The 24,499-nt window shown below is 66.3% G+C and carries 13 protein-coding genes; 11 read left to right on the plus strand and 2 right to left on the minus strand.

Annotated elements, in window-relative coordinates; all coding sequences use genetic code 11:
• Positions 1 to 4: 4 nt before the first annotated feature.
• From KF730_RS03455 to KF730_RS03465, 3 genes are all read left to right on the plus strand, one after another.
• Positions 5 to 1,090 carry a hypothetical protein gene (locus KF730_RS03455; protein ID WP_294092275.1) on the plus strand — a complete coding sequence of 362 codons (1,086 nt, stop codon included), beginning with the start codon at positions 5 to 7 and terminating at the stop codon, positions 1,088 to 1,090.
• Between the two features lie 72 nt (positions 1,091 to 1,162).
• Positions 1,163 to 6,181 carry a hypothetical protein gene (locus KF730_RS03460; RefSeq protein WP_294092276.1) on the plus strand — a complete coding sequence of 1,673 codons (5,019 nt, stop codon included), beginning with the start codon at positions 1,163 to 1,165 and terminating at the stop codon, positions 6,179 to 6,181.
• Complete coding sequence (locus KF730_RS03465) at positions 6,178 to 6,678, plus strand: hypothetical protein (RefSeq protein WP_294092277.1); 501 nt, start codon at positions 6,178 to 6,180, stop codon at positions 6,676 to 6,678. The genes KF730_RS03460 and KF730_RS03465 overlap by 4 nt, the downstream gene beginning before the upstream one ends.
• Here the strand turns inward: KF730_RS03465 and KF730_RS03470 are convergent.
• On the minus strand, positions 6,675 to 7,247 hold the full coding sequence (locus KF730_RS03470) for a TetR/AcrR family transcriptional regulator (protein WP_294092279.1): 573 nt from the start codon (positions 7,245 to 7,247) through the stop codon (positions 6,675 to 6,677). The two genes, KF730_RS03465 and KF730_RS03470, sit on opposite strands and share 4 nt — an antisense overlap.
• A gap of 177 nt (positions 7,248 to 7,424) precedes the next feature.
• Here KF730_RS03470 and KF730_RS03475 point away from each other — a divergent pair, with 177 nt between their 5' ends.
• The 3 genes from KF730_RS03475 to KF730_RS03485 are packed head-to-tail and all read left to right on the plus strand — an operon-like array spanning position 7,425 to position 13,217.
• Positions 7,425 to 8,609 carry an efflux RND transporter periplasmic adaptor subunit gene (locus KF730_RS03475; RefSeq protein ID WP_294092280.1) on the plus strand — a complete coding sequence of 395 codons (1,185 nt, stop codon included), beginning with the start codon at positions 7,425 to 7,427 and terminating at the stop codon, positions 8,607 to 8,609.
• A 10-nt stretch (positions 8,610 to 8,619) separates the two neighbouring features.
• Positions 8,620 to 11,805: a multidrug efflux RND transporter permease subunit gene (locus KF730_RS03480; RefSeq protein WP_294092282.1), complete on the plus strand. Its 3,186-nt coding sequence runs from the start codon at positions 8,620 to 8,622 to the stop codon at positions 11,803 to 11,805.
• Positions 11,802 to 13,217, plus strand: coding sequence for an efflux transporter outer membrane subunit (locus KF730_RS03485; RefSeq protein ID WP_294092283.1), 1,416 nt, complete (start codon positions 11,802 to 11,804; stop codon positions 13,215 to 13,217). The genes KF730_RS03480 and KF730_RS03485 overlap by 4 nt, the downstream gene beginning before the upstream one ends.
• A gap of 88 nt (positions 13,218 to 13,305) precedes the next feature.
• Here the strand turns inward: KF730_RS03485 and dinB are convergent, their stop codons facing one another.
• Positions 13,306 to 14,376 (minus strand): DNA polymerase IV, encoded by a 1,071-nt coding sequence (dinB, locus tag KF730_RS03490; protein WP_294092284.1) that lies wholly within the window; start codon positions 14,374 to 14,376, stop codon positions 13,306 to 13,308.
• Between the two features lie 238 nt (positions 14,377 to 14,614).
• Here dinB and KF730_RS03495 point away from each other — a divergent pair, with 238 nt between their 5' ends.
• The 5 genes from KF730_RS03495 (at position 14,615) to KF730_RS03515 (ending at position 24,408) form a co-directional block, all read left to right on the plus strand.
• Positions 14,615 to 16,480 (plus strand): ABC-F family ATP-binding cassette domain-containing protein, encoded by a 1,866-nt coding sequence (locus KF730_RS03495; RefSeq protein WP_294092286.1) that lies wholly within the window; start codon positions 14,615 to 14,617, stop codon positions 16,478 to 16,480.
• A gap of 84 nt (positions 16,481 to 16,564) precedes the next feature.
• The gene (locus KF730_RS03500) at positions 16,565 to 18,190 is read left to right on the plus strand and encodes a hypothetical protein (RefSeq protein WP_294092287.1); all 1,626 of its coding nucleotides are present in this window, start codon (positions 16,565 to 16,567) and stop codon (positions 18,188 to 18,190) included.
• Positions 18,172 to 19,779: a hypothetical protein gene (locus KF730_RS03505; RefSeq protein WP_294092289.1), complete on the plus strand. Its 1,608-nt coding sequence runs from the start codon at positions 18,172 to 18,174 to the stop codon at positions 19,777 to 19,779. The genes KF730_RS03500 and KF730_RS03505 overlap by 19 nt, the downstream gene beginning before the upstream one ends.
• Complete coding sequence (locus KF730_RS03510) at positions 19,776 to 21,011, plus strand: cytochrome P450 (RefSeq protein WP_294092290.1); 1,236 nt, start codon at positions 19,776 to 19,778, stop codon at positions 21,009 to 21,011. Before KF730_RS03505 ends, KF730_RS03510 begins: the two co-directional genes overlap by 4 nt.
• A gap of 232 nt (positions 21,012 to 21,243) precedes the next feature.
• Complete coding sequence (locus KF730_RS03515; RefSeq protein WP_294092292.1) at positions 21,244 to 24,408, plus strand: TonB-dependent receptor; 3,165 nt, start codon at positions 21,244 to 21,246, stop codon at positions 24,406 to 24,408.
• Positions 24,409 to 24,499 lie beyond the last annotated feature (91 nt).

Genomic DNA, 24,499 nt, shown 5'->3' on the forward strand with positions numbered 1-24,499 from the left:
GCCCATGAACCGTTCGATACGATTGCTCGGCACCGCCGCGCTGACCACGCTGCTCGCAACGCCCGCCTTCGCGCAGCAGACCCCTGCGGGCACGACGATCAACAACCAGGCGACCGTGAGCTATTCGGTCGGCGGGTCGCCGCAGACCAGCACCTCGAACACCGTATCGTTCGTGGTCGACAAGAAGGTCAACCTCGCGGTTGCCGAAGTCGGCGGATCGGCGACGCGCGTGGCGATCGGCGCCACTGATCAGGTCACGACATTCACCGTCACCAACCTGACCAACGCGACCCAGGACTTCCGCCTCACGCCCGATCAGCAGACGGTATCGATCCCGCTGCTCGGCACCGACGATTTCAACGTCACCAATTTGCGCGCCTTTGTCGATTCGAACGGCAACGGCGTCTATGACGCCGGTATCGATACCGCGACCTTCATCGATGAGCTCGCGCCCGACGCTACCGTCACCGTGTTCATCGTCGCCGACATTCCCAATACGCAGGGCATCCACACCGCCATCGTCGGGCTGAAGGCCACGGTCGCCGCCGGGGGTGGATCGGGCGTGCTCGGCGCCGATCTGGTCGCGACATCGCTGCTTACCCCGGATTCGCCGTCGACAGTCGATATCGTCTTCGCCGATGACGCCAATCTGCTCGATCAGCCGCGTGACGGCGCACACTGGGCGTTCGACGCCTACACGATCGATTCCGCCGCGGTGACGATGACCAAGACAGTGCGCGTGATCAGCGATCCCTACAATCTGCTCGTCAATCCCAAGGCCATCCCCGGCGCGGTGGTCGAATATTGCATGACGATCAGCAACGCCGGTCCCGGCACCGCCACCGGGGTAACGCTGTCGGACGTCGTGCCCGCGAATATGACCTATGTCTCGAACTCGCTGACCGTCGGCGGGCTCGGTGTCGGCGGCCAGTGCGTGCTCAACGGCACGATCGAGGACGATGACGCGACCGGTGCCGACGAAAGCGACCCCTATGGCGGCTCATTCGACGGCACCACCGTGCGTGCGACGATCGGAACGGTGTTGCCGCTGGTGCCGCTGACCGTCGCGTTCCGCGCGACCGTGAACTGACGCGCGGAATAGCAAGGCTTTCCCCCGATCCGGCGCGCGCTGCTCCCTCGCGCGCCGGAGAAGGGCGACGCTATGCCCGGAATCCCTTTCCCCAAGCGCGCGCTTCTGGCGCTGCTGATCCCGCTGGCGACGCTGTTGCCGGCAGCAGGCGCGGGCGCCCAGACGATCCGTAATACCGCTACGCTCACCTTTGCCGGTCCGGTTGGCGATATCGCCGTGCCGTCGAATACGGTCGAGCTCACGCGCGGGCGATACAAGACCGCGATCACCTTTCATCGTCCCCCTGCGGGCTGGAACCCCGATTACGGCAAGGCGATGTGCGAACCGCTACCCCAGCCGGCCTATCGTCCGCTCGCGCTCGACGAAACGCTATTTGCCGCCACCGCGCCGCTCAAATCGCTCGATATCGGCAGTCCCTATGTGCTCGCGCTCGACGCGCCGGGCGAGAACCATGATCCCGCCGTTCGTGAAAAGACGTGGGTCATGATCGATTCCGGTGTGCGTGAGCTCAGGCTCGAGCTGACCGAGACCGGCGCCAATAGCGGCGTGTTCGCCGGGATGGTCCCGGCCGGAGGTCATGCCACGGGCGCACCGGAGACAGGCTGCGACATCGGCCAGGACGGCGCCGACTGGATCGCGGCGCGCTTCGATGGTGACGACGACAATGACGGCTCCGATGCCCGGATCCCGGTCGATCCCGGAGGCCTTGTATTCGATTCGGTCACCGGCAAGCCGATCGATGGCGCGACCGTGACGCTGATAGACGACGCGACCGGCTTGCCGGCGGAGGTTCTGGGTGACGACGGGATCAGCAGCTATCCCGGCACGATGGTCTCGGGCGCGCCGGTCACCGATGGCGGCGGCTGGCTTTATCCCATGGCGCCCGGCCACTATCGTTTCCCGCTGGTTCGTCCGGGCAGGTATCGCCTGCAGGTGACGCCGCCCGATGGCTATACCGGACCTTCGAAGGCCGGGGTCGAGGATCTGAAGACGCTGGCCGGGCCGCATAGCGAGCGGCGTATCGTCGTTCCCGGCTCTTTCGGCGGCGTATTCGCACTGGTGACGATCAATCCGGTGATCATCGACATCCCGCTCGATCCCGTTCTCAAGATAACCAAGGCGGTTCAGGCCAGGCTGGTGCTGACCAAGGTCGCTTCGGTGCGCGAGGCGAGCGCGGGCGATTTCGTCCAGTACCAGCTTGAGTTGCGTAACGCCGGCGACGGCTCGGCAGTGCCCGCAATCGTCACCGACATCCTGCCGCATGGCCTCCGCTACCGGCTGGGTTCGACGCGCGGCACGGACGAGCCCAAGGTCAGCGGCGATGGTGGCACGCTGACCTTCACGATCGCCGATCTGGCGGCCGGCGCGAAAAAGAAATTCACCTATCTGGTTGAAGTCGCACCCGGTGCGCCCGCTGGTGAGGCGGTCAATCGCGCCAGTGCGGCCACGCCGGGCGGAATCTCCAGTGCCGTCGCCAGCGCGTCGGTCCGCATCCGCGCGCTCTTGTTCACCGACACTTTCACCGTCATCGGCCGCGTCACCGAAGGCGATTGCCTGAATCCCGAGCGCGGCCGCAAGGGCATCGCCGGCATCCGTCTGCTGATGGAGGACGGCAGCTATGTCGTCACCGACAAGGACGGGCTCTACCATTTCGAAGGCGTCGCGCCCGGCACGCATGTCGTCCAGATGGACCTGGCCAGCGTGCCGCCCACGCACGCGCCGGTGGTGTGCGATGCCGATACCCGCGCCGCGCGCAGCCCGATCTCGCGCTTCGTCGAGGGCAGTGGCGGCAGTCTCCAGCGCGTCGATTTCCAGTTGCGCCTGACCGGCGTGGCGGCGGCCGCGGCCAGCGCGCTGCCGATCAAGCCGCTCGCCGATGCCGAAGCCGCGGGTAGTCGCGACGACTGGCTGGCGCAGGCCGAGCCGGGCATCGGCTGGATGTTCCCGGCGATCGATCACAATCCCCGCGCGCCCGCGGTCCGCGTCGTCATCCGCCACGCACCGAGCCAGCGCGTCGCACTTCTGCTGAACGGCAAGCCGGTCGATCCGCTTAGCTTCGACGGCACCGACAGCGATCAGGGTCGCGGCATCGCCGTCTCGCGCTGGACCGGTCTTTCGCTCTCCGAAGGCGACAACCGCCTCGAAGCACGCGTGCTCAACGAAGATGGCAGCGTCGCCGCCACGATCGATCGCATCGTCCATTACGCCAATACTCCCGCCCGCGCCGTCTATGCGCCCGAGCAGTCGCGCCTCGTCGCCGACGGCCTGACCCAGCCCCTGCTCGCCGTGCGCGTCACCGATCGCGACGGTCGCCCGGTCCGCGCCGGCACCATCGTCCCGTTCCGCGTCGAGCAGCCCTACCAGGCCGCACAGGAAGCCGCCGCCGAGCAGGGCCGCCAGCTCGCCGGTCTCGAACGGACCCGCGCCACCGCGCGGGTGGTCGGCGATGACGGTCTCGCCTTCATCGCCCTCCAGCCGACCTCGCAGTCGGGCGCGGTCCGTATCGCCGTCACGCTGGCCGATCGCGAGCGCGAGACGGTCAGCGACATCAAGGCGTGGCTCGCCGCCCCGGCACAGGACTGGGTCGTGGTCGGCTTCGGCAAGGGCTCGATCGGATACGACGTCCTCTCGGGTGCCGAGAAGCCCGCCCGTGGCAAGAGCGGCGAAATGATCAGCGACGGTCAGCTGGCGCTCTATGCCAAGGGGCGGATCAAGGGTTCGTGGCTGCTGACCCTCGCCTATGACAGCGACAAGGACGAGCGGCGCATGCGCGAACGCGGCGCCCATGGCACCATCGATCCCGATCGCTACTACACCGTCTATGGCGATGGCACGCGCCAGGGCTATGACGCCGCCAGCCGCCGCAAACTCTACATCCGCCTCGAACGCCCCGAATTCCAGGCGCTGTTCGGCGATTTCGACACCGGCCTGGTCGATACCCGCCTGACCCGCTACAGCCGCACGCTCAACGGTGCCCGCGCCGAATATCGCGGCAACCGCGTCCAGGTCGCCGGCTTCGCCGCCAGGGACGATAGCCGCTATGGCCGCGACGAGATCCAGGGCAATGGCCTGTCGGGCCCGTACCGCCTGTCGGGCCGCGACATCGTCCCGAACAGCGACAAGCTGCGCCTCGAAACCCGTGACCGGCTGCGCCCGGACCGCGTGCTCGACAGCCAGCAACTAACCCGCCACATCGACTATGATATCGATCCGCGCACCGGCCTGGTCCGCTTCCGCGAGCCGATCCTCAGCCGCGATGCCGAGCTCAATCCGGTCTTCATCGTCGCCGATTACGAGACCTATGGCGATGGCGACAAGCTGGTCGCCGGCGGCCGCGCGTCGCTCACGCTCGGCAAGGTCGAAGCCGGCGCCAGCGTCATCCACGATGCCGGCGTCGCCAATGCCGCCACCGTCGCGGGCGTCGATCTCCGCATCCGCGCCAGCCGCACCACGGAATTCCGCGCCGAAGCCGCCGGCGGTGGCCGCACCGGCGTCCGCGACGGTCGCGCCTGGCTCGCCGAAGTCGAGCATCACGGCCCCGTCGCCGATCTCCTCGTCTATGCCCGCCAGCAGGACCGCGCCTTCGGCCTCGGCCAGCAGAATTTCGGCGATGCCGGATCGCGCAGGATCGGCATGGACGGCCGCGTCCGCCTCAGCGAGCGCTGGAACCTCGCCGGTTCGGCCTGGGTGCAGGACGATCTCGACGATTCCGCGCGCCGTGTCGCCGGCGAGGCCCGTCTCGAATATCGCCGCAACACCGGCACCGTCTTCGCCGGCGTGCAGTTCGCATCCGACCGCACCGCCACCGGAGAGCATCGCGACTCCCGCCTGCTCACCCTCGGCGGCACGCGGAATCTGCTCGACCACCACCTCGAACTCACCGCCGAGGGCCAGATCCCGCTCGGCGGCAAGGACGACAGCATCGATATGCCGGCGCGCAAGCGGCTGGGCGCGGCGTGGCGTTTCAATCCGTGGCTCAAGCTGATCGGCGGCGTCGAGTTCGCCCGGGGTGACAAGTTCACCGCGCGGACCGCCCGCCTCGGCTTCGATGTCGCCCCCTGGTCCGGTGCCCGCGCGCTCGCCACGATCAATCAGGGCGCGATCGGCGAGAACGGAATCCGCACCTTCGCTCAATATGGTCTCAGCCAGTCGCTGCCGCTCGGCAAGCGCTGGACGATCGACGTGACGGTGGATTCGAGCACCACGCTCTCCGGCGCACTCCCCACCGGCGACACGATCAACAAATTCCACCCCGTCGCCGCCGGAGGCATCCTCGGCACCTCGGGCATCGACGAGGACTTCACCGCCGCCACGCTCGGTGCCACCTATCGCGGCACGCTGTGGAGCTGGAACGGTCGCGCCGAATATCGCGCCGGCAGCCGCGAGGAGCGCTGGGGGCTGACCAGCAATTTGCTGCGCACCCTCGGCGACGGATCGACCCTGGCGTCGGGCATCCGCGCCTATCGCCTCCGCCAGAACAGCGGCAAGGCGGTGCGGTCGATCGATGCCGATATCGCCCTGGCCCTCCGCCGGATGGACAGCCGCTGGTCGCTGCTCGAACGCTTCCAGCTGCGCAGCGAAGGCGCCGATGGCAGCATCGCGCCGGATAACGCACTGGCGGTGCCGGTCCTCGCCTCGGATACGCGCACCACCTTCCGCCTGATCAACAATGCCGCCATCAACTATCGCACCGGCAGCGAAGGAGCGGGGCACGGTTTCGAAGCCAGCCTTTACTACGGCGCCAAATATGTCCGCGGCCGTTACGCCGGCGAACGGTTCGACGGCTTCGTCGATGTGGTCGGGCTCGAGGTCCGCAAGGACTTGACCGCCCGCTTCGATATCGGCGCCAATGCCAGCGTCCAGCATAGCTGGACCAACGGCGCGGCCAATCTGTCGCTCGGCGCCTCGATCGGAATCTCGCCCGCCAGGAATCTGTGGCTGACCGCCGGCTACAACATCGCCGGCTATCGCGACCGCGATTTCGAGGAGGCGCGCTGGACCCGCAAGGGCCCGTTCCTGATGCTGCGCTTCAAGTTCGACCAGCAATCCCTGGGCGAAGTCGCCCGCCCGATCTTCGGAGTCCGCGAATGAAGCGCTTGCGCCTGCTGCCGCTGGCATTGCTGGTCGCCGCCAGCCCGCTGACCATCGTCAAGACCTCGTCGGTGGTCTCCGATCCGCAGAACAATCTCCTGCCCAAGCGCGTGCCGGGCGCGTTCGTCGATTACACGATCACGATCACCAATCCGAACGGCGTGCTGACCACGGTCAACGGCGTGACGTTCGCCGATGCCATTCCCGCCAACACGGCGCTGCGCGTCGCGGATCTGGGCCTGCTGCCGGGTTCGGGGCCGGTGGTCTTCGCCGATGGCCTCCTGCCGCCCAGCCTGCTCACTTACAGTTTCACCAGTCTCGGCAGCACCAGCGACCGGCTCGACTTCTCGTGCGACAATGGCGCGACCTGGACCTGCACGCCGGTCGCCGACGCCAATGGCACCGACGCCCGCGTCACCAATATCCGGGTGCGATTGGGCGGCAATCAGGTTGCCGGTTCGTCCTTTTCGATCCGCTTCCGCGTGATGGTCCGCTAGCGGATCGCGGCGGCGAACAGTTCGGCCAGCTTCTCGCGCACTCGGCTATTGCCGTCGCTCAGCGTCTCGATGCCCATCGTGTTCAGCACCGCGCTGCCTATCATTACCGCAAGCACCAGAGCGGCGCGCAGTTCGGCGTCCTTGGCGTCGAGCATCTTCTCGACCGGGGCGAGTACGCCTTCGTGCAGGATCTCGCGGACGATCTTCGATGCCTGGGGCGATCCTGCCGAGCGCATGACGATCAGCAGCCATTCGGCCTTTTCGGCCGATACTTCGCATTCGGGCACACTCAGCAATTCGGCGAGATAGGCGGGCAGGGCCTCGGCGGTCATGCCTTCGAGGAATTCGCCATCGTCGGGGTGGGGCAGTACTTCGCGAAACAGCGCTTCCTTGCTGCCGAAATAGCGGCAGACCAGCGCCGGATCGACGCCGACCGCACCGGCGATCTCGCGCAGCCCGACATTCTCATAGCTTTCTCGCGCGAACTGGCGACGGGCCGATTCGAGCATCGCCTGGCGGGTCGCGGCGGCGTTGCGCAAACGGGGCTGGGAACAGACGGGCGCGAGCATGATGGTTAAGCCTATGCCTTCGCGCCCAAAAGTCAACGATCGATGACTTTTATGTCTACAGCCGTTGACAAGGTCTTGGAACGGTTTTAGCGCAGCGCTATCGAAGCCGACCCAGAAGCGGCGCCTCGGATGAGGATGGCTGGTCGGCGGACAACTCTGGCGCGCGGACCCGACCTGATGAATCGCTCTTTTCTTGCGGCCGCGGCCGCGGCTCTGGCTCTGACGCTCGCCGGTTGTGGTGGCGGCAAGGAGGCTCAGGGCGGCCCCCCTCCGGCCGCGGTCACCGTGGCGACACCGCTGGTTCAGGATATCGTCGATTGGGACGAATATGTCGGGCGCTTCGAGGCGGTGCAGAATGTCGAGGTGCGCCCGCGTGCTACCGGCTTCCTCGCCTCCGCCCATTTCCGGGACGGCCAGTTCGTCCAGCGCGGGCAATTGCTGTTCCGCGTCGATCCGCGCCCGGCGCTCGCCGCGCTGGCGCAGGCCAGGGCGCAGGCCGCGCAGGCTCAGGCGACGCTCGCCAATGCCCGCACCGAGCTTGCGCGTTCGCAGAATCTCGCGGCGCAGAAAGCGGCCAGCCAGGAAGAACTCGAGCAGCGTCAGGCGACGTTGCGCTCGGCCGAGGCGCAGGTCGCGGCGGCAGGGGCGGTGGTCCGCGCTCGTCAGCTCGATCTCGCCTTCACTCGCGTCACCGCCCCGATCAGCGGCCGCATCTCGGAGCGCCGCGTCGATCCCGGTAACGCCGTCGTCGCCGACCAGACCGTGTTGACCACGATCGTATCGGTCAATCCGCTCCACTTCGTCTTCCAGGGTTCGGAAGCGCTGCTGCTCAAATATCAGCGGCAGGGCGCGGGCACGCAGAACGGCACTCCGGTGCGCGTCAAGCTCAGCGATGAGTCCGATTACAGCCATTCGGGCACGCTCGATTTCATCGATAACGCCATCGACACCGGCGCCGGCACGATCCGGGCTCGCGCCGTCATCCCCAATCCCGGCGGCTTCCTGAAGCCCGGCATGTTCGGCAATCTCCGGCTTGAGGCTTCGCGTCCCTATCCGGCGCTATTGGTGCCCGATACGGCGGTGATCGCCGATGCCGCGCGGCAGGTCGTCTATGTCGTCGGCAAGGACGGCTCGGTTGCCGCGCGTCCCGTCCAGACCGGACCGCTGCTCGGCACGCTGCGCGTGATCCGCAGCGGCATCACCCGCGACGATCGCGTCATTATCGACGGCACCCAGCGCGCGATGCCCGGGCAGAAGGTTCAGGCCAAGCAGGGCAAGATCCAGCCCGGCGCCGCGCCCGCCAGCGCCCCTCCGGGGTCCTCCGCGCCGCCGTCCTCGTCCGCGCAAGCCGTCGGCCGCTGAGGCCAGAGCGATGAACATATCCAGCTTCTTCATCGAGCGGCCCATATTCGCGGGCGTGATCGCGGTGTTCATCACCCTGATCGGCGCCTTCGCCTATCCGCTGCTGCCGTTGTCGCAATATCCCGAAATCGCCCCGCCGACGATCGCGATCACCGCCGCTTATCCCGGTGCCGCCGCCGAGACGGTCGCCGAGACCGTCGCCGCGCCGCTCGAGCAGGAGATCAACGGCGTCGAGAACATGCTCTATATGAGCTCGTCGTCGAGCCAGGGCGCCGCGCAGGTCACCGTGACCTTCAAGCCCGGCACCGATCTCGATGCCGCGCAGGTGCTGGTCCAGAACCGCGTCGCGCTCGCCGAACCGCGACTGCCCGAGCAGGTCCGCCAGGTCGGCGTGATCGTCAACAAGCAGGAATCGGGCTTCCTGATGATCGTGGCGCTGACCTCGCCCGACAAGAGCCTCGACGTCGATTATCTCGGCAATTTCGCCAACACCCAGGTCCGCGACCGGCTGCTCCGCCTCGACGGCGTCGGCGGCGTGCAGGTGTTCGGCGGCGGCAATTATTCGATGCGCGTATGGATCGATCCCGACAAGGCGGCGGCGCGCAACCTGACCGCGAGCGAGATCATCGCGGCGCTGCGGGCGCAGAACGTTCAGGTCGCGGGCGGTGCGCTGGGGCAGGCGCCCTCGGGCAAGGACAATCCCTCGTTCGAAGTGCCGGTGGACGTGCAGGGCCGCCTCACCACCGTCGAGCAATTCGCCAATGTCACGCTCAAGACCGACACGGCCGGTGCCGCGATCACCAGGCTGCGCGATGTCGCCCGGATCGAGCTCGGCAGCGAGGATTATTCGATCCGCGGTTCGTTCAACGGTCAGAGCGGCATCGCCCTGGCGGTGATCCAGCAGCCGGGCGCCAACTCGCTTTCGTCCGCCGATCGCGTGCTCAAGGAAATGGACCTGATCGGCAAGACGCTGCCCCCCGGCATGAAATGGTCGGTCCCATACAACCCCACCGAATATGTCGCCTCGTCGGTGACGGCGGTGCAGGAGACGCTGCTCGAAGCGGTCGTGCTGGTCGTGATCGTCGTCCTGGTCTTCCTCCAGACCTGGCGCGCGGCGGTGATCCCGATCATCGCGATCCCCATCGCCTTGGTCGGCACCTTCGCGGTGCAGCTGGCGCTGGGTTATTCGATCAACTCGCTGTCGCTGTTTGCCCTCGTGCTCGCGGTCGGCATCGTCGTCGATGATGCCATCGTCGTGGTCGAGGCGGTCGAGCGGCATATCCGCGAGGGGATGGCTCCGCGCGAGGCGGCGCACCGGACGATGCGCGAGGTCTCGGGCGCGCTGATCGCGATCGGGCTGGTGCTGGTCTCGGTGTTCGTGCCGACCGCCTTGGTGCCCGGCATTCCCGGCATCTTCTACCGCCAGTTCGCGGTGACGATCGCCGCCGCCGCCGCGATCTCGCTGGTGGTGTCGCTGACGCTGTCGCCGGCGATGGCCGCCTTGCTGCTCAAGCCGCATCAGGAACTCGATACCGATAGCGGTCCGCGCTGGATGCGCCCGGTCAAGCGCGGCGCCGAGAAGTTCAACGCCGGGTTTGACTGGCTGTCGGATCGCTATGGCCGCTTTACCGGCCGTGTCGTCCGCATGGGCGTGATCATGATGCTGATCTACGCGGTGCTGCTCGCGCTCACCGGATGGCGGCTGACCGCGACGCCGACCGGGTTCATCCCCGAACAGGATCAGGGCTTCCTGATCGGCGTGATCCAGCTGCCGCCCGGCGCCTCGCTCGACCGCACCAGCGCCGTGCTCGACAAGGCGTACCAGATCGCCAGCCACACCGACGGCGTGATCGAGGGCGCGGCATTCGCGGGTCTCGACGGCGCGAGCTTCAGCGCGGCGTCGAACGCCGGTGTGATGTTCCTGAAGCTCAAGGACTGGTCCGAGCGCGGCAGCGCCAACTCCGCAGAGGCGCTGGCCGGCAAGCTGACCGGCGCGCTCGCCGGGCAGATCGAAGGCGCTAACATCTTCATCATCTCGCCCCCGGCCGTCGAGGGCCTCGGCAATGGCTCGGGCTTCGTGATGATGATCCAGGATCGCTCGGCCAACGCCGGCTATCGCGGCCTCGAAGGCGCGGCCGGCGCGATGATGGGCGCGGCGATGCAGGACAAGAACGTCACTCAGGTCTTCTCGCTGTTCAACACCAGCACCCCGCGCATCCGCGCCGATGTCGACCGCGACAAGGCGCAGCTGCTCGGCGTCCAGCCGCAACAGGTGTTCGACGCCATCGGCACCTATATCGGCTCGACCTATGTCAACGACTTCAACCTGCTCGGCCGCACCTTCCGTGTGACCGCGCAGGCCGAGCCCTATGCCCGCGACGACATCGCCGATGTCGGCCGGCTGCAGGTGCGTTCGTCGAGCGGGCAGATGGTGCCCTTGTCCTCGGTCGCCACCCTGGTGCGTGACAGCGGGGCCTCGCGCGTGGTGCGCTACAATCTGCTCCCCGCGGTCGAGCTGCAGGGCTCGGCGGCGCCGGGCGTCTCGTCGGGTGCGGCGCTGGATTCGATGGAGAAGCTCGCGGCGCAGGCGCTGCCGCAGGGCTACACCTATGAATGGACCGGGCTGGCCTATCAGCAGAAGGAGGCGGGGGGCAGCGCGGCGCTGATCTTCGTGCTGGCGGTGGTGTTCGTGTTCCTGGTGCTGGCGGCGCAATATGAGGCGCTGACCTTGCCGCTGGCGGTGATCCTGATCGTGCCGATGTGCATCCTCGCGGCACTGCTGGGCGTCAATCTGCGCGGCATGGACAATAATATCCTGACGCAAGTCGGCCTCGTCGTCCTCATCGCTTTGGCCGCGAAGAACGCGATCCTGATCGTCGAGTTCGCCAAGCAGGGTGAGGAGGAAGGCATGACCCGCTTCGACGCCGCGATCTACGCCGCGCGTACCCGCTTGCGTCCGATCCTGATGACCAGCTTCGCCTTCATCTTCGGCGTGATTCCGCTGGCGATCGCGACGGGGCCGGGGCAGGAGATGCGCCAGTCGCTCGGCACCGCCGTCAGCTTCGGCATGCTCGGGGTCACCGTGTTCGGGCTGATCTTCACCCCGGTCTTCTACGTGCTGATGCGCAAGCTTAGCCGTGACCGCAAGGACAAGGCCGAGCCGGAATTGCCGCTGGCGGCAGGAGAAGCCCAATGACGCGTACGATCCTCGCACTGCTGGGCGGCGTGGCGCTGAGCGGCTGCATGGTCGGCCCCGACCATGTCTCGCCGGTGCCGAAGGCGCCGGCGCAAGGTGGCTTCGTCGGCGGCGGCACTGCCGCCTTCGCGCCCGCCGAGCCGCCTGCCGAATATTGGAAGCTGTTCAACGCGCCGGCGCTCGACGCGCTGGTCGCCGAGGCTTTGAAGAACAACACCGATCTGCGCGTCGCCGACGCGAATCTGCGCGAGGCGCGGGCCAGGTTGCGCGAAACGCGCAATGCCCGGCTGCCCTCCACGGAGATCAAGGCCAGCGCCAGCTATGGGCAGGCGGCGGGGTCAACGCTGGGTCTGACCGGCGCGGGGCCGCGCGGCGACAGCTACGATGCCGGGCTCGATGTCGGTTACCAGATCGATCTGTTCGGGCGGATCGGTCGCGCGATCGAGGCGGGCCGCGCCGATATGGAGGCGGTCGAGGCGGCGTATGATCTCGCCCGCATCACCGTCGCGGCGGAAACCACCCGCGCCTATGTCGATGCCTGCGCCAATGGCCAGCAGCTCGCGGTCGCGCGCGAAAGCCTGCGCGTCCAGGAGCAGACCTTCGACCTCACCCGCCGCCTGTTCGAAGGCGGACGCGGCACCGCGCTCGACACCAGCCGCGCCGGCGCGTTGCTCGAGCAGACCCGTGCCGACATTCCGACGCTCGAGGCCGAGCGCCAGGCGGCGCTCTATCGCCTCGCGGTGCTGACCGGGCGCCCGCCCGCGCAATTCCCCGCCGAAGTCGCCTCGTGCGCGGTCGCGCCCACGCTCAACAGCGCGGTGCCGGTCGGTGACGGCGCCAGCCTGCTCGCCCGCCGCCCGGACATTCGCGCGGCCGAGCGCCGGCTGCACGCCGCGACCGCGCGCGTCGGCGTCGCCACCGCCGATCTCTATCCGAGCATCAGTCTCGGCGGGTCGATCGGATCGACCGCCAATTCGCCCGAAGGGCTGTTCTCGTCCTCGGGCTTCCGCTTCGGGCTGGGGCCGCTGATCTCGTGGTCCTTCCCCAATATCGGTGCGGCGCGCGCGCGGATCCGCCAGGCCGAGGCGCAGGCCGATGCGGCGCTGGCGACCTTCGACGGCACCTGGCTGCGCGCGCTGGAAGAGACCGAGAGCGCGCTCAAGCGCTATGCCGCCGCCGCCGATCGCATGACGACGCTGGAGCGCGGACGCGCCCAGAGCGCCGAGGCCGCCCGCATCGCCCGGCTGCGCTATCAGGCGGGTGCCGAAAGCTTCCAGATCGTGCTTGATGCCGAACGCTCGCTCGCCGCCTCGGAAGCGCTGCTGGCGCAGGCGCGTGCGGCCTATTCGGATCAGGCGGTGACCTTGTTTCTCGCGCTGGGCGGCGGCTGGCAGACGGCGGCTACGAACTAGTCTTTGCGCTCCTGCGAAAGCAGGAGCCCAGGGTTGCGAGCGATGCACCATTTGGCTCTGGGCTCCTGCTTTCGCAGGAGCGCGGAGATCATTCGAACAACGGCAGCTCTCCCGCCTCCGCGGTCTCGAAGTTCGAAACCGTCACCCCCACCAGCCTGATCCCCTTCGCCACCGGAAATACCGAGCGGATCAATGCCAGGCTGGCGTCGCGCAGCTTCGCATGGCTGTCGATCAGTGCCGGATGGCTGCGGCTGCGCGTTGATTTCTGAAAGTCGGCCCAGGTTATTTTCACGGTGGCGGTGCGCCCGAACGACTGCGCCTTTTCGCACCATGCCCACACGTCCTCGGCCATCCGCAGCACGCCGGCTTCGATCTCCGCCGGCTCGGTCAGATCGCGGTCGAACGTGGTTTCCGATCCCGAGGATTTGCGGATCTGGTTGGGATTGACCGGGCGATGGTCCTCGCCGCGGGCGATGGCGTGATACCATTTGGCCGAGCTGCCGAAATGCTGCTGGAGGAAAGCCAGCGACTTGGCGCGCAGGTCCGCCCCGGTCTCGATGCCGAGCGCCTGCATCTTGCGCGCGGTGACCGGGCCGACGCCGTGGAAGCGGGCGACCGGCAGCGCCTCCACCCAGGCCGCGCCCATCTCGGGCGTCACCGCGAACTGGCCGTTCGGCTTGCGCTGGTCGGAGGCGAGCTTGGCGAGGAATTTGTTGTACGAGATGCCCGCCGATGCGGTCAGCCCGGTCTCCTCCAGAATACGCGCGCGGATCGCCTTGGCGGTGGCCCAGGCGGTGGGGATGTTCTGAAGGTTCTCGGTCACGTCGAGATAGGCCTCGTCGAGCGACAGCGGCTGGATTACGGCTGTGAACTCCTCGAAGATCGCGCGGATCTGCTTGGAGACCGAGCGGTACACATCGAAGCGCGGCTTGACGAAGATCAGGTCGGGACACCGCCGCAGCGCGGTGACCGAGGGCAGGGCGCTGCGCACTCCGAACGCCCGTGCCTCATAGCTCGCCGCCGCGACCACGCCGCGCGCCGCCGGATAGCCGACCGCGACCGGCTTGCCCTTGAGCGCCGGGTCGTCGCGCTGCTCCACCGACGCGTAAAAGGCGTCCATATCGACATGAATGATCTTGCGGATCGGAGCCTCATCCATGCGTCCCTCTAGCGGACCCCGAACAGATACGGAACACCTGTCCTACACGCCGCCAACGTGCTAGGGCCGCTATATGTTGCGCACGCTTGCCTCGCTGCCAGATCACCGGCCGGGCAACATCATTTCCCACGCGCGCAACGAAATGTCCCAACGACCGTGAAAACAGTGAAGTTAGCGCGGTCGCCGGTGCCATTGCCACTTCACGCTGCGGCGCAGCAATGCTAGGCGCGCCGGCATCATGCTCAATCTGACCGATATCACGGTGCGCCTCGGCGGGCGCACGATCATCGACGCTGCCACCGCCAAGTTGCCGCCGCGCGGGCGCATAGGTCTGATCGGCCGTAACGGCGCTGGCAAAACGACGTTGGTCAAGGTCGTAGCCTCGCAGCTTGAGCCTGATGCCGGAACGATGGACATGCCGCGTGGCGCCCGGCTCGGCTATATCGCGCAGGAAGCGCCGCACGGCGACGCGACGCCGTTCGAGACGGTGCTCGCCGCCGACACCGAGCGCTCGGCGCTGATGGCGGAGAGCGAAACCAGCACCGATCCCGATCGGCTTGGCGAAGTCTATGAGCGGCTGATGGCGATCGACGCCTATACCGCGCCGAGCCGCGCCGCGCAGATCCTCGTCGGCCTCGGCTTCGACGAAGCGATGCAGCACCAGCCGCTCGACAGCTTCTCGGGCGGGTGGAAGATGCGGGTGGCGCTGGCGTCGCTGCTGTTCTCTCAGCCCGATCTGCTGCTGCTCGACGAGCCTTCGAACCATCTCGATCTCGAAGCGGTGCTGTGGCTGGAGGACTTCCTGAAATCCTATCCGGCGACGATCCTGCTGGTCAGCCACGAGCGCGACTTCCTCAACAATGTCGTCGATCACATCCTGCATCTCGATCGCGGCAAGCTGACATTGTACCCGGGCGGATACGACGCGTTCGAGCGCCAGCGCGCCGAGCGTCAGGCCCAGCTCGCCTCAGCCCGCGCCAAGCAGCAGGCGCAGCGCGAGCATCTCCAGGCCTATATCGCCAAGAATTCGGCGCGCGCCTCGACCGCGAAGCAGGCCCAGTCGCGGGTCAAGGCACTGGCCAAGATGCAGCCGATCGCCGAACTGGTCGACGATCCGACGCTGACCTTCGACTTTCCCAATCCCGACGAACTGCGCCCGCCGCTGATCACGCTCGATCTGGCCAGTGTCGGTTATAGCGAGACGCCGGTGCTGAAGCGGCTCAACCTGCGCATCGATCCCGACGACCGTGTCGCGCTGCTCGGCCGCAACGGCAACGGCAAGACGACGCTGGCGCGCCTGCTGGCGGCCCAGCTGACGCCGATGGAAGGCGCGATGAATGCTTCGGGCAAGATGCGGGTGGGCTATTTCACCCAGTATCAGGTCGAGGAACTTGAGCGCAGCGAAACGCCGCTCCAGCATATGACCGTGCTGATGAAGGGGGCGAGCCAAAGCGCGGTGCGCGCGCAGCTTGGCCGGTTCGGCTTTTCGGGCGCCAAGGCGACCACCGAGGTCGGCAAGCTGTCGGGCGGCGAGCGCGCGCGGCTGGCGCTGGCGCTGATCACCCGCGACGCGCCGCACATGCTGATCCTCGACGAGCCGACCAACCACCTCGACGTCGATGCCCGCGAAGCGCTGATCCAGGCGCTCAACGACTACACCGGCACCGTCGTGCTGGTCAGCCACGATCGTCATATGCTGGAGATGACCGCCGACCGGCTGGTGCTGGTCGATCAGGGCACTGCCAAGGAATTCGACGGCTCGCTCGACGATTATATCGCCTTCGTGCTGAGCAAGGACGGGCAGGCACCCAAGGCGAGCAAGGCCGACAAGAAGGAAGCACGCCGCGCCGCCGCCGAAGCGCGCGAAAAGGGCACCGAGCTGCGCAAGGCCGCCAAGACCGCCGAGAGCGAATTGGCCAGGCTCAACGAGCAGCGCAGCGCCATCGATCGCGCGATGTTCGATCCCTCGACCGCCGAAGCGTCGCTGGCCAGGCTGACGATGACCGACCTGATGAAGCGCCGGGCCGAGCTCGACGCCGGGATCGAGGCCGCGGAGCTGGTCTGGATGCAGGCCAGCGAAGCGCTGGAAGAGATCGACGCCTGAGGCCGATCGGCCCGAAAGGGTCCTAAATCCGCTGTCAAAATGGGAAGTACTGTGTGAGCCTCCGCGCTTGGGGGGAAGCTCAGGATGCGCCAAACGACCTTGTCCGTCGCGCTCGAGGTGAAGCCGGAGAGTGCCGATCACCTCTCGGGCCTGCTCGACAAATTGCGTGACCGGCGCAATCCCGATCCGTCCGGCGGCACCGGACCCTTCGCCGAATTCCTGACGCTCGTTCCCGCCCTGCACTTCATATCGCTCAGCGTGTTCCCGGGCGCCGAATATGATCCCTTGTTCGTGGTCGAAGCCAATTTCGATGGGCAGCCGGGCCCGTTCTGGGCGCAGCTCGAATCGGCGATCGGCGACGATCTCCGCGCTTTCCTGCGCTGCTGCAAACGTCCGCTCGACAATGACGGGCCGCTCTACGATTCGATAACCGCGCCAGACAGCCGCGCGCCGATCGCGCCCTATATGGAGCGGCGCGCGCTGACCCCGACGGTGTTCCATCACGGCAATCGCGGCATGACCCGCGACCGCATCCTGGCCGAGCACGCGCTGTTCCTCGGCACCCGCGGCGAGCTTGCCAATACCGCGAGCGGCGGACCGAGCCCCTATCGCCGCCTGAGCGCGGTGGAGGTGCACAACAAATTGCGCGCGGCGCTGCTGCCGAAGTTCGATTGGCTCAACCAGAAGGCGCCGGCGCGCATCCCCTTCTTCCAGGGGCTGATGGATTATGTGCAGCTCGTCGCCTTCGTGCTGATGGTGGTGTTCGTGCTGTCATTGCCCGGGCTGATCGTAAAGCTGGAGATGCCGTGGGAGCGCTATCTGATCCTGCTCGGCGTGCTGTTCGTGGGGCTGGCGGCGTTGCTCAAGAAGATCGGCGTGGCGTTACCTGGAACCGCGACGCCCACGAAATTCAGCTTCATCAAGCTCTCGATCCAGACCTTGGTGCCGACGCTGATCTTCTTTGGCATCTATGTCGTGGTGGCGGCAGCGGCGGGAACGGGCATCTCGATGTTGATGACCGGGCGCAGCCTCGCGCTGGCGTGGAAGGACATGCTGGTCTGGCTCGGCTGGGGTCTGGTGAGCCTGCCGGTGACGCTGGCGGCTTTGGTCTTCTGGCTGCGTTGCCTTGAGCGCGCCGACGCCTCGCAGGACGCGCCGCCGGTCGACCCGTTGATGCTGCGCGAAATGGCGCGGCGCGAGGACTGGATCCCGCAGAACCACATGGGATCGGTGGTGCTGATAAAGCCTGGCATCCTGCGCATGATCATCATCCGCGTCGGGCACCACGCGCTGGGTCTCGCGCTGCGCATCGTCGCGCGCGACGGCTATCTCGGTTCGATGCGCACGATCCACTTCGCCCATTGGGCGATGGTCAACAACAAGTCGCGGCTGATGTTCTTCTCGAACTTCGACCAGACCTGGGAGAGCTATCTCGACGACTTCATCGAGAAGGCGCATGGCGGGCTTACACTCGCCTGGTGCTGCGGCGTCGGCTTCCCGCCCACGCGGTTCCTCGTCAAGGACGGCGCCAGCCATGGCCGCCAGTTCAAGGAATGGGCGCGCCATTCAATGACCGTCAGCCGCTTCTGGTATTCGGCGTACAAGGACCTGACCGCCGAACAGATCGAGCGCAATTTCCGCATCGCCTGCGGGCTTCGCAAACCCAGACTCTCAGCCAAGGAGGCCGCGGCGTGGATCAACGACCTGTGAGCGAGCCGGGCGGGTCGCCGCCGAGCTGGCACCTCGCCAAGCCGCACGACACGCTGACCCAGGGGCTGGTGGTCAGCGGCTTCGCCTCACTGCCCACCGGGCGGGCATTGTTCCTCGAATTCGGCTGGAAGGGCGTGCCGCGCAAGGGCGGCGGCGCGTGGTTGCAAAAGCTGGCCGAAATCGCGCCGGTGACCGACGCCGACGGGCGAGACGCCAAATGCGCGGCGATGGGCTTCACCTTCGAAGGCCTGCGCAAGATGGGCCTCAACAAGAACACGCTCGCTTCCTTCGACCGGCCGTTCAAGGAAGGCATGTTCCAGGAGGATCGCCTGCGCCGCCTGGGCGACCGGCGCGGTGAGGAATGGCTGCAGACCGTCATTCCGGGCGGCCCGAAATGGAGCGGCAACACGCCGCTCGACGATGCGGCGCGCGATGACGAGGTTCGCGCGTTCGACGATATCGCGCAGCATGATGTGGAACAGCGGATCAAGACGCCGGTGACGGTGCACGCGCTGCTGATGCTCTATGAAAAGGACGAAGAGTCGGCCGAGGCATGGTGCGCGCAGGTTAGCGCCGCGCTGGCGCCGTTCGAGATCACCGTGGTCCATCGCCTGCCGCTCGATCTGCGGCTGGACGATCATGGCATCGCCCGTGAGCATTTCGGCTTCGCGGACGGCATCTCGCAGCCGGTGCCCTATGAAGACGGTGTGGTCGTCGACAAGAGCGGCCAGTCCGCGCCGAAGGATTATTGGAACGGCGTGCCGCTCGGTGAAGTCCTGATGGGGCATATGAACGGGCATCACGAGATCGCGCCCGGCCCGGTCGTCCCCGACACGCCAGAAGGCCGAGATGCGGGGTTGCCCGCGCATCCCAAGGCGGAAGGCTTCCTCGATCTCGGGCTCGACGGCAGCTATATGGTCGTCCGCGAGCTCAAGCAGGATGTGCCCGCCTTTTGGGAATCGATGCGCAAGGGCGCCGAGCGCATCCGCACCAGCGATCCCGAGCATTCCGCGCACGTCACCACCACCTGGCTTGCCGAGCGCGTGATCGGACGCGATACTAAAGGCAATCTGCTATGTCCGGCCGGCGTGCTGCCGGTCGATCGATACGGTCAGCCAGACAATGATTTCGGTTTCTTCGACCGCGATTTCCGTGGCCGCGGCTGCCCGCTCGGCAGCCATGTCCGCCGCGCCAATCCCCGCGATGGCCTCGCCCCCAAGCCGGGCGACAAGCAGACCCTGCTCGATGCCGCCAACAGCCACCGCATCCTGCGCCGCGGTCGCAAATATGGCGAGACGATCAGCATGCCGCCGGTCGAGGACGGCAAGGATCGCGGATTGCTATTCGTTGCGCTCAACACCGATCTCACGCGGCAGTTCGAGTTCATCCAGCAGACCTGGCTGCTCAATTCCAACTTCGCCTTCCTCTATGACGAGACCGATCCGCTGGTCGGGCCGAAGGGAACCATGACCATCCCCGAGGATCCACTGCGCCGGATCGTCAATGTCGAGACCTTCGTGCAGATGGCGGGAGGTGAATATTTCTTCCTGCCGAGCATGCCGGCGCTGCGTTACCTGGCGGGGTTATGAACGCGCTCACTTCGCGCGAGGTGCTGCGGCCCGAGAAAAAGGGGCTGGGCGGCATGCTGCAGCGGATCATGTTCGCTGGCATGCCGATGGTCTTCACCTTCCTCAGGCGGTGGAGTCCGATCACCAGGCTGGGCAGCATGTATCTGACATCCCGGCATGACGATGTCCGTGAGGTGTTCGCGACCGATCCCGCGTTCGGCGTACCCTACAAGCCCAAGCTCGACATCATCATGGGCGGCCAGCCGTTCTTCCTCGGCATGGGCGATACCCCGCAGTATCGGCACGACACCGCAGCGATGCGCAAGGTGGTGCGGCGCGAGGATTTGCCGGAACTGGGGAGCAAGGTCGAGGCGATAGCGGAAAGCATCGTCTCCGCCGCTTCCGGACGGATCGACGTGGTCGATACGCTGGTGCGCCGCGTTACCTTCTCCGCGCTCGGCGACTATTTCGGCATTCCCGATCCGCCCGGCGGCGATCTTCGTGTCTGGGGCACGCGTCTGTTCGAATTCCAGTTCGTCGGATCGATGAATGACAAGGCATTGCGCGTCGAAGTCGATCAGATCGCTCCGGCGCTGCGCGCGCATATTCAGAGCGAGATCGAGCGTCGCCGCGGCGCTCCCGGCAGGGACGACGTGCTCGCGCGCTGTCTCGCCGAGCAAAAGGCGGGGACCAGCGGGTTCAGCGATGACGAGATCCGCACGGCGCTGATGGGCTTCATCGTCGGCGGTCCGCCGCAGCCGCCGATGGTGGTGCCGCAGGCGATGGAGCAGTTGCTCCGACGTCCCGAAGCGCTTGCCGGCGCGCAGGCGGCGGCACGTGCCGACGATGACGATCTGCTGTGGCGTTATGTGCAGGAGGCGATGCGTTTCGATCCGCTCGCGCCGGGGTTGCCGCGCGATGTGCTGACGGATTTCACGCTGGCCAGCGGCACGCGGCACGCACGCACGATTCCGGCCGGATCGACGGTGCTCGCCGCCTTCGCGTCGGCGATGATGGATCCGCGCCGCATTGCCGACCCGAACCGTTTCGATATCAATCGCCCGGCCAGCGACTACATCCACTTCGGCTACGGCCTGCATCAATGCTTCGGGATCCATATCAACCGGGCGACGCTGCACCGGATGCTCAAGCCGCTGCTCAAGCGACCCAATCTGCGGCGCGCGTCGGGGCGCGCAGGGCGGCTGCACAAGAACGGTCCGTTTGCGGCATCGCTGACCGTCACGTTCGGATGAAGCGGAAAGGCTGAGTCGAAACTCGCCATCCCTATCAAAACTCATACAACACTCGTTGCACCGCTGCATTTCGATGCTGTGGTGCAATAACTATTTGAAAATCCAATAAACTAATCATCCTCAAATGTATGAGTTGACAGCTTTGTGTCTGAAGCATAGCCAATGTGACCGCTAACATCGCGCTGATGCGATGCGGTTCACGGCCCGCAAGAGGCCATCAATGGAGGGGACTATGCGCACTCGTTCTGCGACCAATTTCACTGCGCGCCGTGCCGCGATGCTCGGCGCGGTGCTGCTGGCGGGAACGGCCTGGCCGGCGCTCGCCCAGCCGATGGCCGATCCGACGCCCGAGACAACTGCGCCGCAGGATGCGCCTGCCACCGCGCAGAGCGACCCGCAGGAGGACGAGATCGTCGTCAGCGGCTACCGCGCCTCGCTCGCGAGCTCGACCAACGCCAAGAAGAATTCGACGGGCTTCACCGACACGATCTTCGCCGAGGATATCGGCAAGTTTCCCGACACCAATATCGCCGAGAGCTTCAACCGCATTCCCGGCGTGACGATCAGCCGCGAAGTGACCGGCGAGGGCCTCAACGTAACGATCCGCGGCCTCGGCACCAACTTCACACGCGTCCTGCTCAACGGCGCGCCGGTAGCCGTTGCTTCGACCGGCCGCACCGACGCGCAGAATACCAACCGTGAGGTCGATCTTGACCTGTTCCCGACCGAATTGTTCACCCAGTTGACCGTGAGCAAGAGCGGTGTCGCCAATATGGTCGAGGGCGGCGCGGCCGGCACCGTCAACATGCGCAGCGCGCGCCCGTTCGACAAACCCGGCATGCACTTCACCTATGGCGGCCAGCTGACCAAGAACACCAATGCCGACAAATGGGGCTATCGCGGCTCGCTGCTCGGCAGCGCGACCTTTGGTGATTTCGGTATCCTGCTCGGCGTAGCCGGCGTCCATAACCAGGTTCGCACCACCGGCTTTGAGACGATCGGCTGGACCAACCCCAACCTCTCCGCGGCGCAAAGGACCAGCGGCACGCTGAACCCCACCGGTGGCGGCAACTGGACGATTCCCGCGACGGTGCCCGCCAATGCCGGCAATGGCTTGGTCACCGGCACGGTGATTGATCAGGCCTTCCTGCTGGCGCGCAATCCCGGCACCACGATCGATCAGATCGATAACGGCATTATCCCGCGTCTCGGGCGTCCGATGGATGAGTTCGGTACCAAGGACCGCATCAACGGCATCGCCAGCATCGAATATAAGGGCGAGAATTTCCACGCTTATGTCGACGGCATGTATGGCTGGAAGAAGAACAGCCTCGAGCGCATCGACATGAACTGGGTCGGTCGCAACGGCGCGATGATCCCGCTCAACACCACTTATGACCGCACCGACTGTGCGACCGGCTGCGTGGTGACTTCGGGTACCTATGCCAATGCCCAGTTCTTCCTCGAATATCGCCCGCATATCGAGGAAACGCGGTTCTGGGGCATCAATCCCGGCTTTGATTTCCAAATCACCGACAATCTGAAGATCGAGCTTCAGGGCAACTACACCAAGAGCACGTTCCACCGCGAATCGCCGACGGTGCTGGTGATCACACCGGCGAGCTCGGGCGTGACCGTCAACTACGACAATCGCAGCGGTGAGATGCCGATCATCACCTCCAACATCAATCTCAACAACCCCGCCAATTTCGGCTGGCCGGGCGGCCGCGTGAACATCCAGGACGAGCGTCGCGAAACCAAGACCAAGGGCGTGCGCGGCAGCCTGACCTGGGGCGAGGATCGCCTCAACCTGCAGGTCGGCGGCGCCTATGACGATGTGTCCCGCAGCATCCGTGCATATGACAATAGTCAGAACTGGCAGAACGCGGTTTGCGGGAATCGCCCCAGCGTGAACCTGCCCGGTCCCAATACCCAGCCGCCGTGCAATGGGCTCAACCAGGCCGGCGCGGCACCGGCGGGCTATCCCACCTATCCGGCTTTCGGAACGGGCTATACCGCAGGGCAGACCGGCCCGGTCACCTATCAGGGCTCACTGATCCCGAATTCGGCTGTCGCGGGTTTCCTGAAGCCGGGACCGAGCGGCTTCATCACGGTGGATTGGGATCGCTTCAAGGCGGCTTCGAACTATGACACGTTCCACGATGCGGCGGGCGAGGCGGGCTCCTCCAATACCGGCGCCAATGGCGGCTATGTCCGCGAGAAGACGACTGCGGCGTTCGCGCAGGTGAACGGCGATCTGCCGCTTGCCGGCGGCACTATCAATTTCAACGCCGGCCTGCGTTACGTCCGCACCGATCAGACGATCGGCGGGCGCGTGACGATCACCGATCCGCGCAACAATATCGATCCCGACGGCGCTGGCCCGCTTCCCGCGGCCTGCCCGGGTGGCGGCGCCAATCTGCGCGATGGCTCCTGCTATCCGAACATCGTCAATTTCGTCTACACGAACGCCAAATACGACAACTGGCTGCCCTCGGCGAACGCGGCGTTCCACATCAGCGACAATGCCGTGGTCCGCGCGGCGGCCTCGCGGACGATGACCCGGCCAAATCCCAATACCATGTTGCCGGGCCTGAACTTCAGCAGCCCGTCCGCAGACGTCGGTTCGGTCGGCAATCCTTCGCTCACACCGTATATCTCGACCAATTTCGATCTGGGTTTCGAATATTATACGGGCGCCGAGGGCTATGTCGGCTTCACCGCCTTCCGCAAGGCGGTGACCGGTTTCACCACCAACGGGAATGTCACCGTGCCGTTCTCGTCGCTGGCGACCTATGGCGTGACCTATGACACCCTCTCGCCAACGCAGCAGGCCGCGATCAATTCGCGCGGCGGCCCGGGCACCGCGACAGTGGTGCTGACCCAGCAGGTCAACGCGACCGGCACGCTCAAGGTCAACGGCCTCGAAGTGAACTGGGTGCAGCCGCTCGACTTCCTGCTCGGCCGCTATCTCGGGCTCAATGGCTTCGGGTTCAACGCCAACCTGACGCTGATCGATCAGGTCGGCTCTGGCGCGGCGCCGGCGGTGGCGACTGGCGTGTCGCCGGTCACCTACAACATCACCGGCTATTACGAGCATGGCGGCATCAGCACGCGGCTGAGTTACACGTTCAACCGCGGCTCGGTATCTTCCGGCGCCAACCAGAACGGCATCCCGCTGGCTTCGCTCTACAATGACGATTACGGCCAGCTCGACCTTTCCGCGAGTGTCGACTTCGCCGAGATCCTCGACCTGAAATGGGCGCCGCAGTTGACGCTCGATGTCCAGAACCTGACCAAGCAGAAGCAGCGCAGCTACTTCCAGTTCGAGAACGCTGCCTTCACACTCTACAATCCCGGGCGCCAGGTGATGATCGGACTCCGTGGCCGCTTCTAGGGGCGGCGCGGCAAAAGGGGGCGTGGCGGCCGGAACCAACCGGCCGCCGCTGCTCTCAACGATTTCCGCATCTGGGGCCGTCTTCGGACGG

The organism is Sphingomonas sp. (assembly GCF_019635515.1).
GTDB lineage: Bacteria > Pseudomonadota > Alphaproteobacteria > Sphingomonadales > Sphingomonadaceae > Sphingomonas.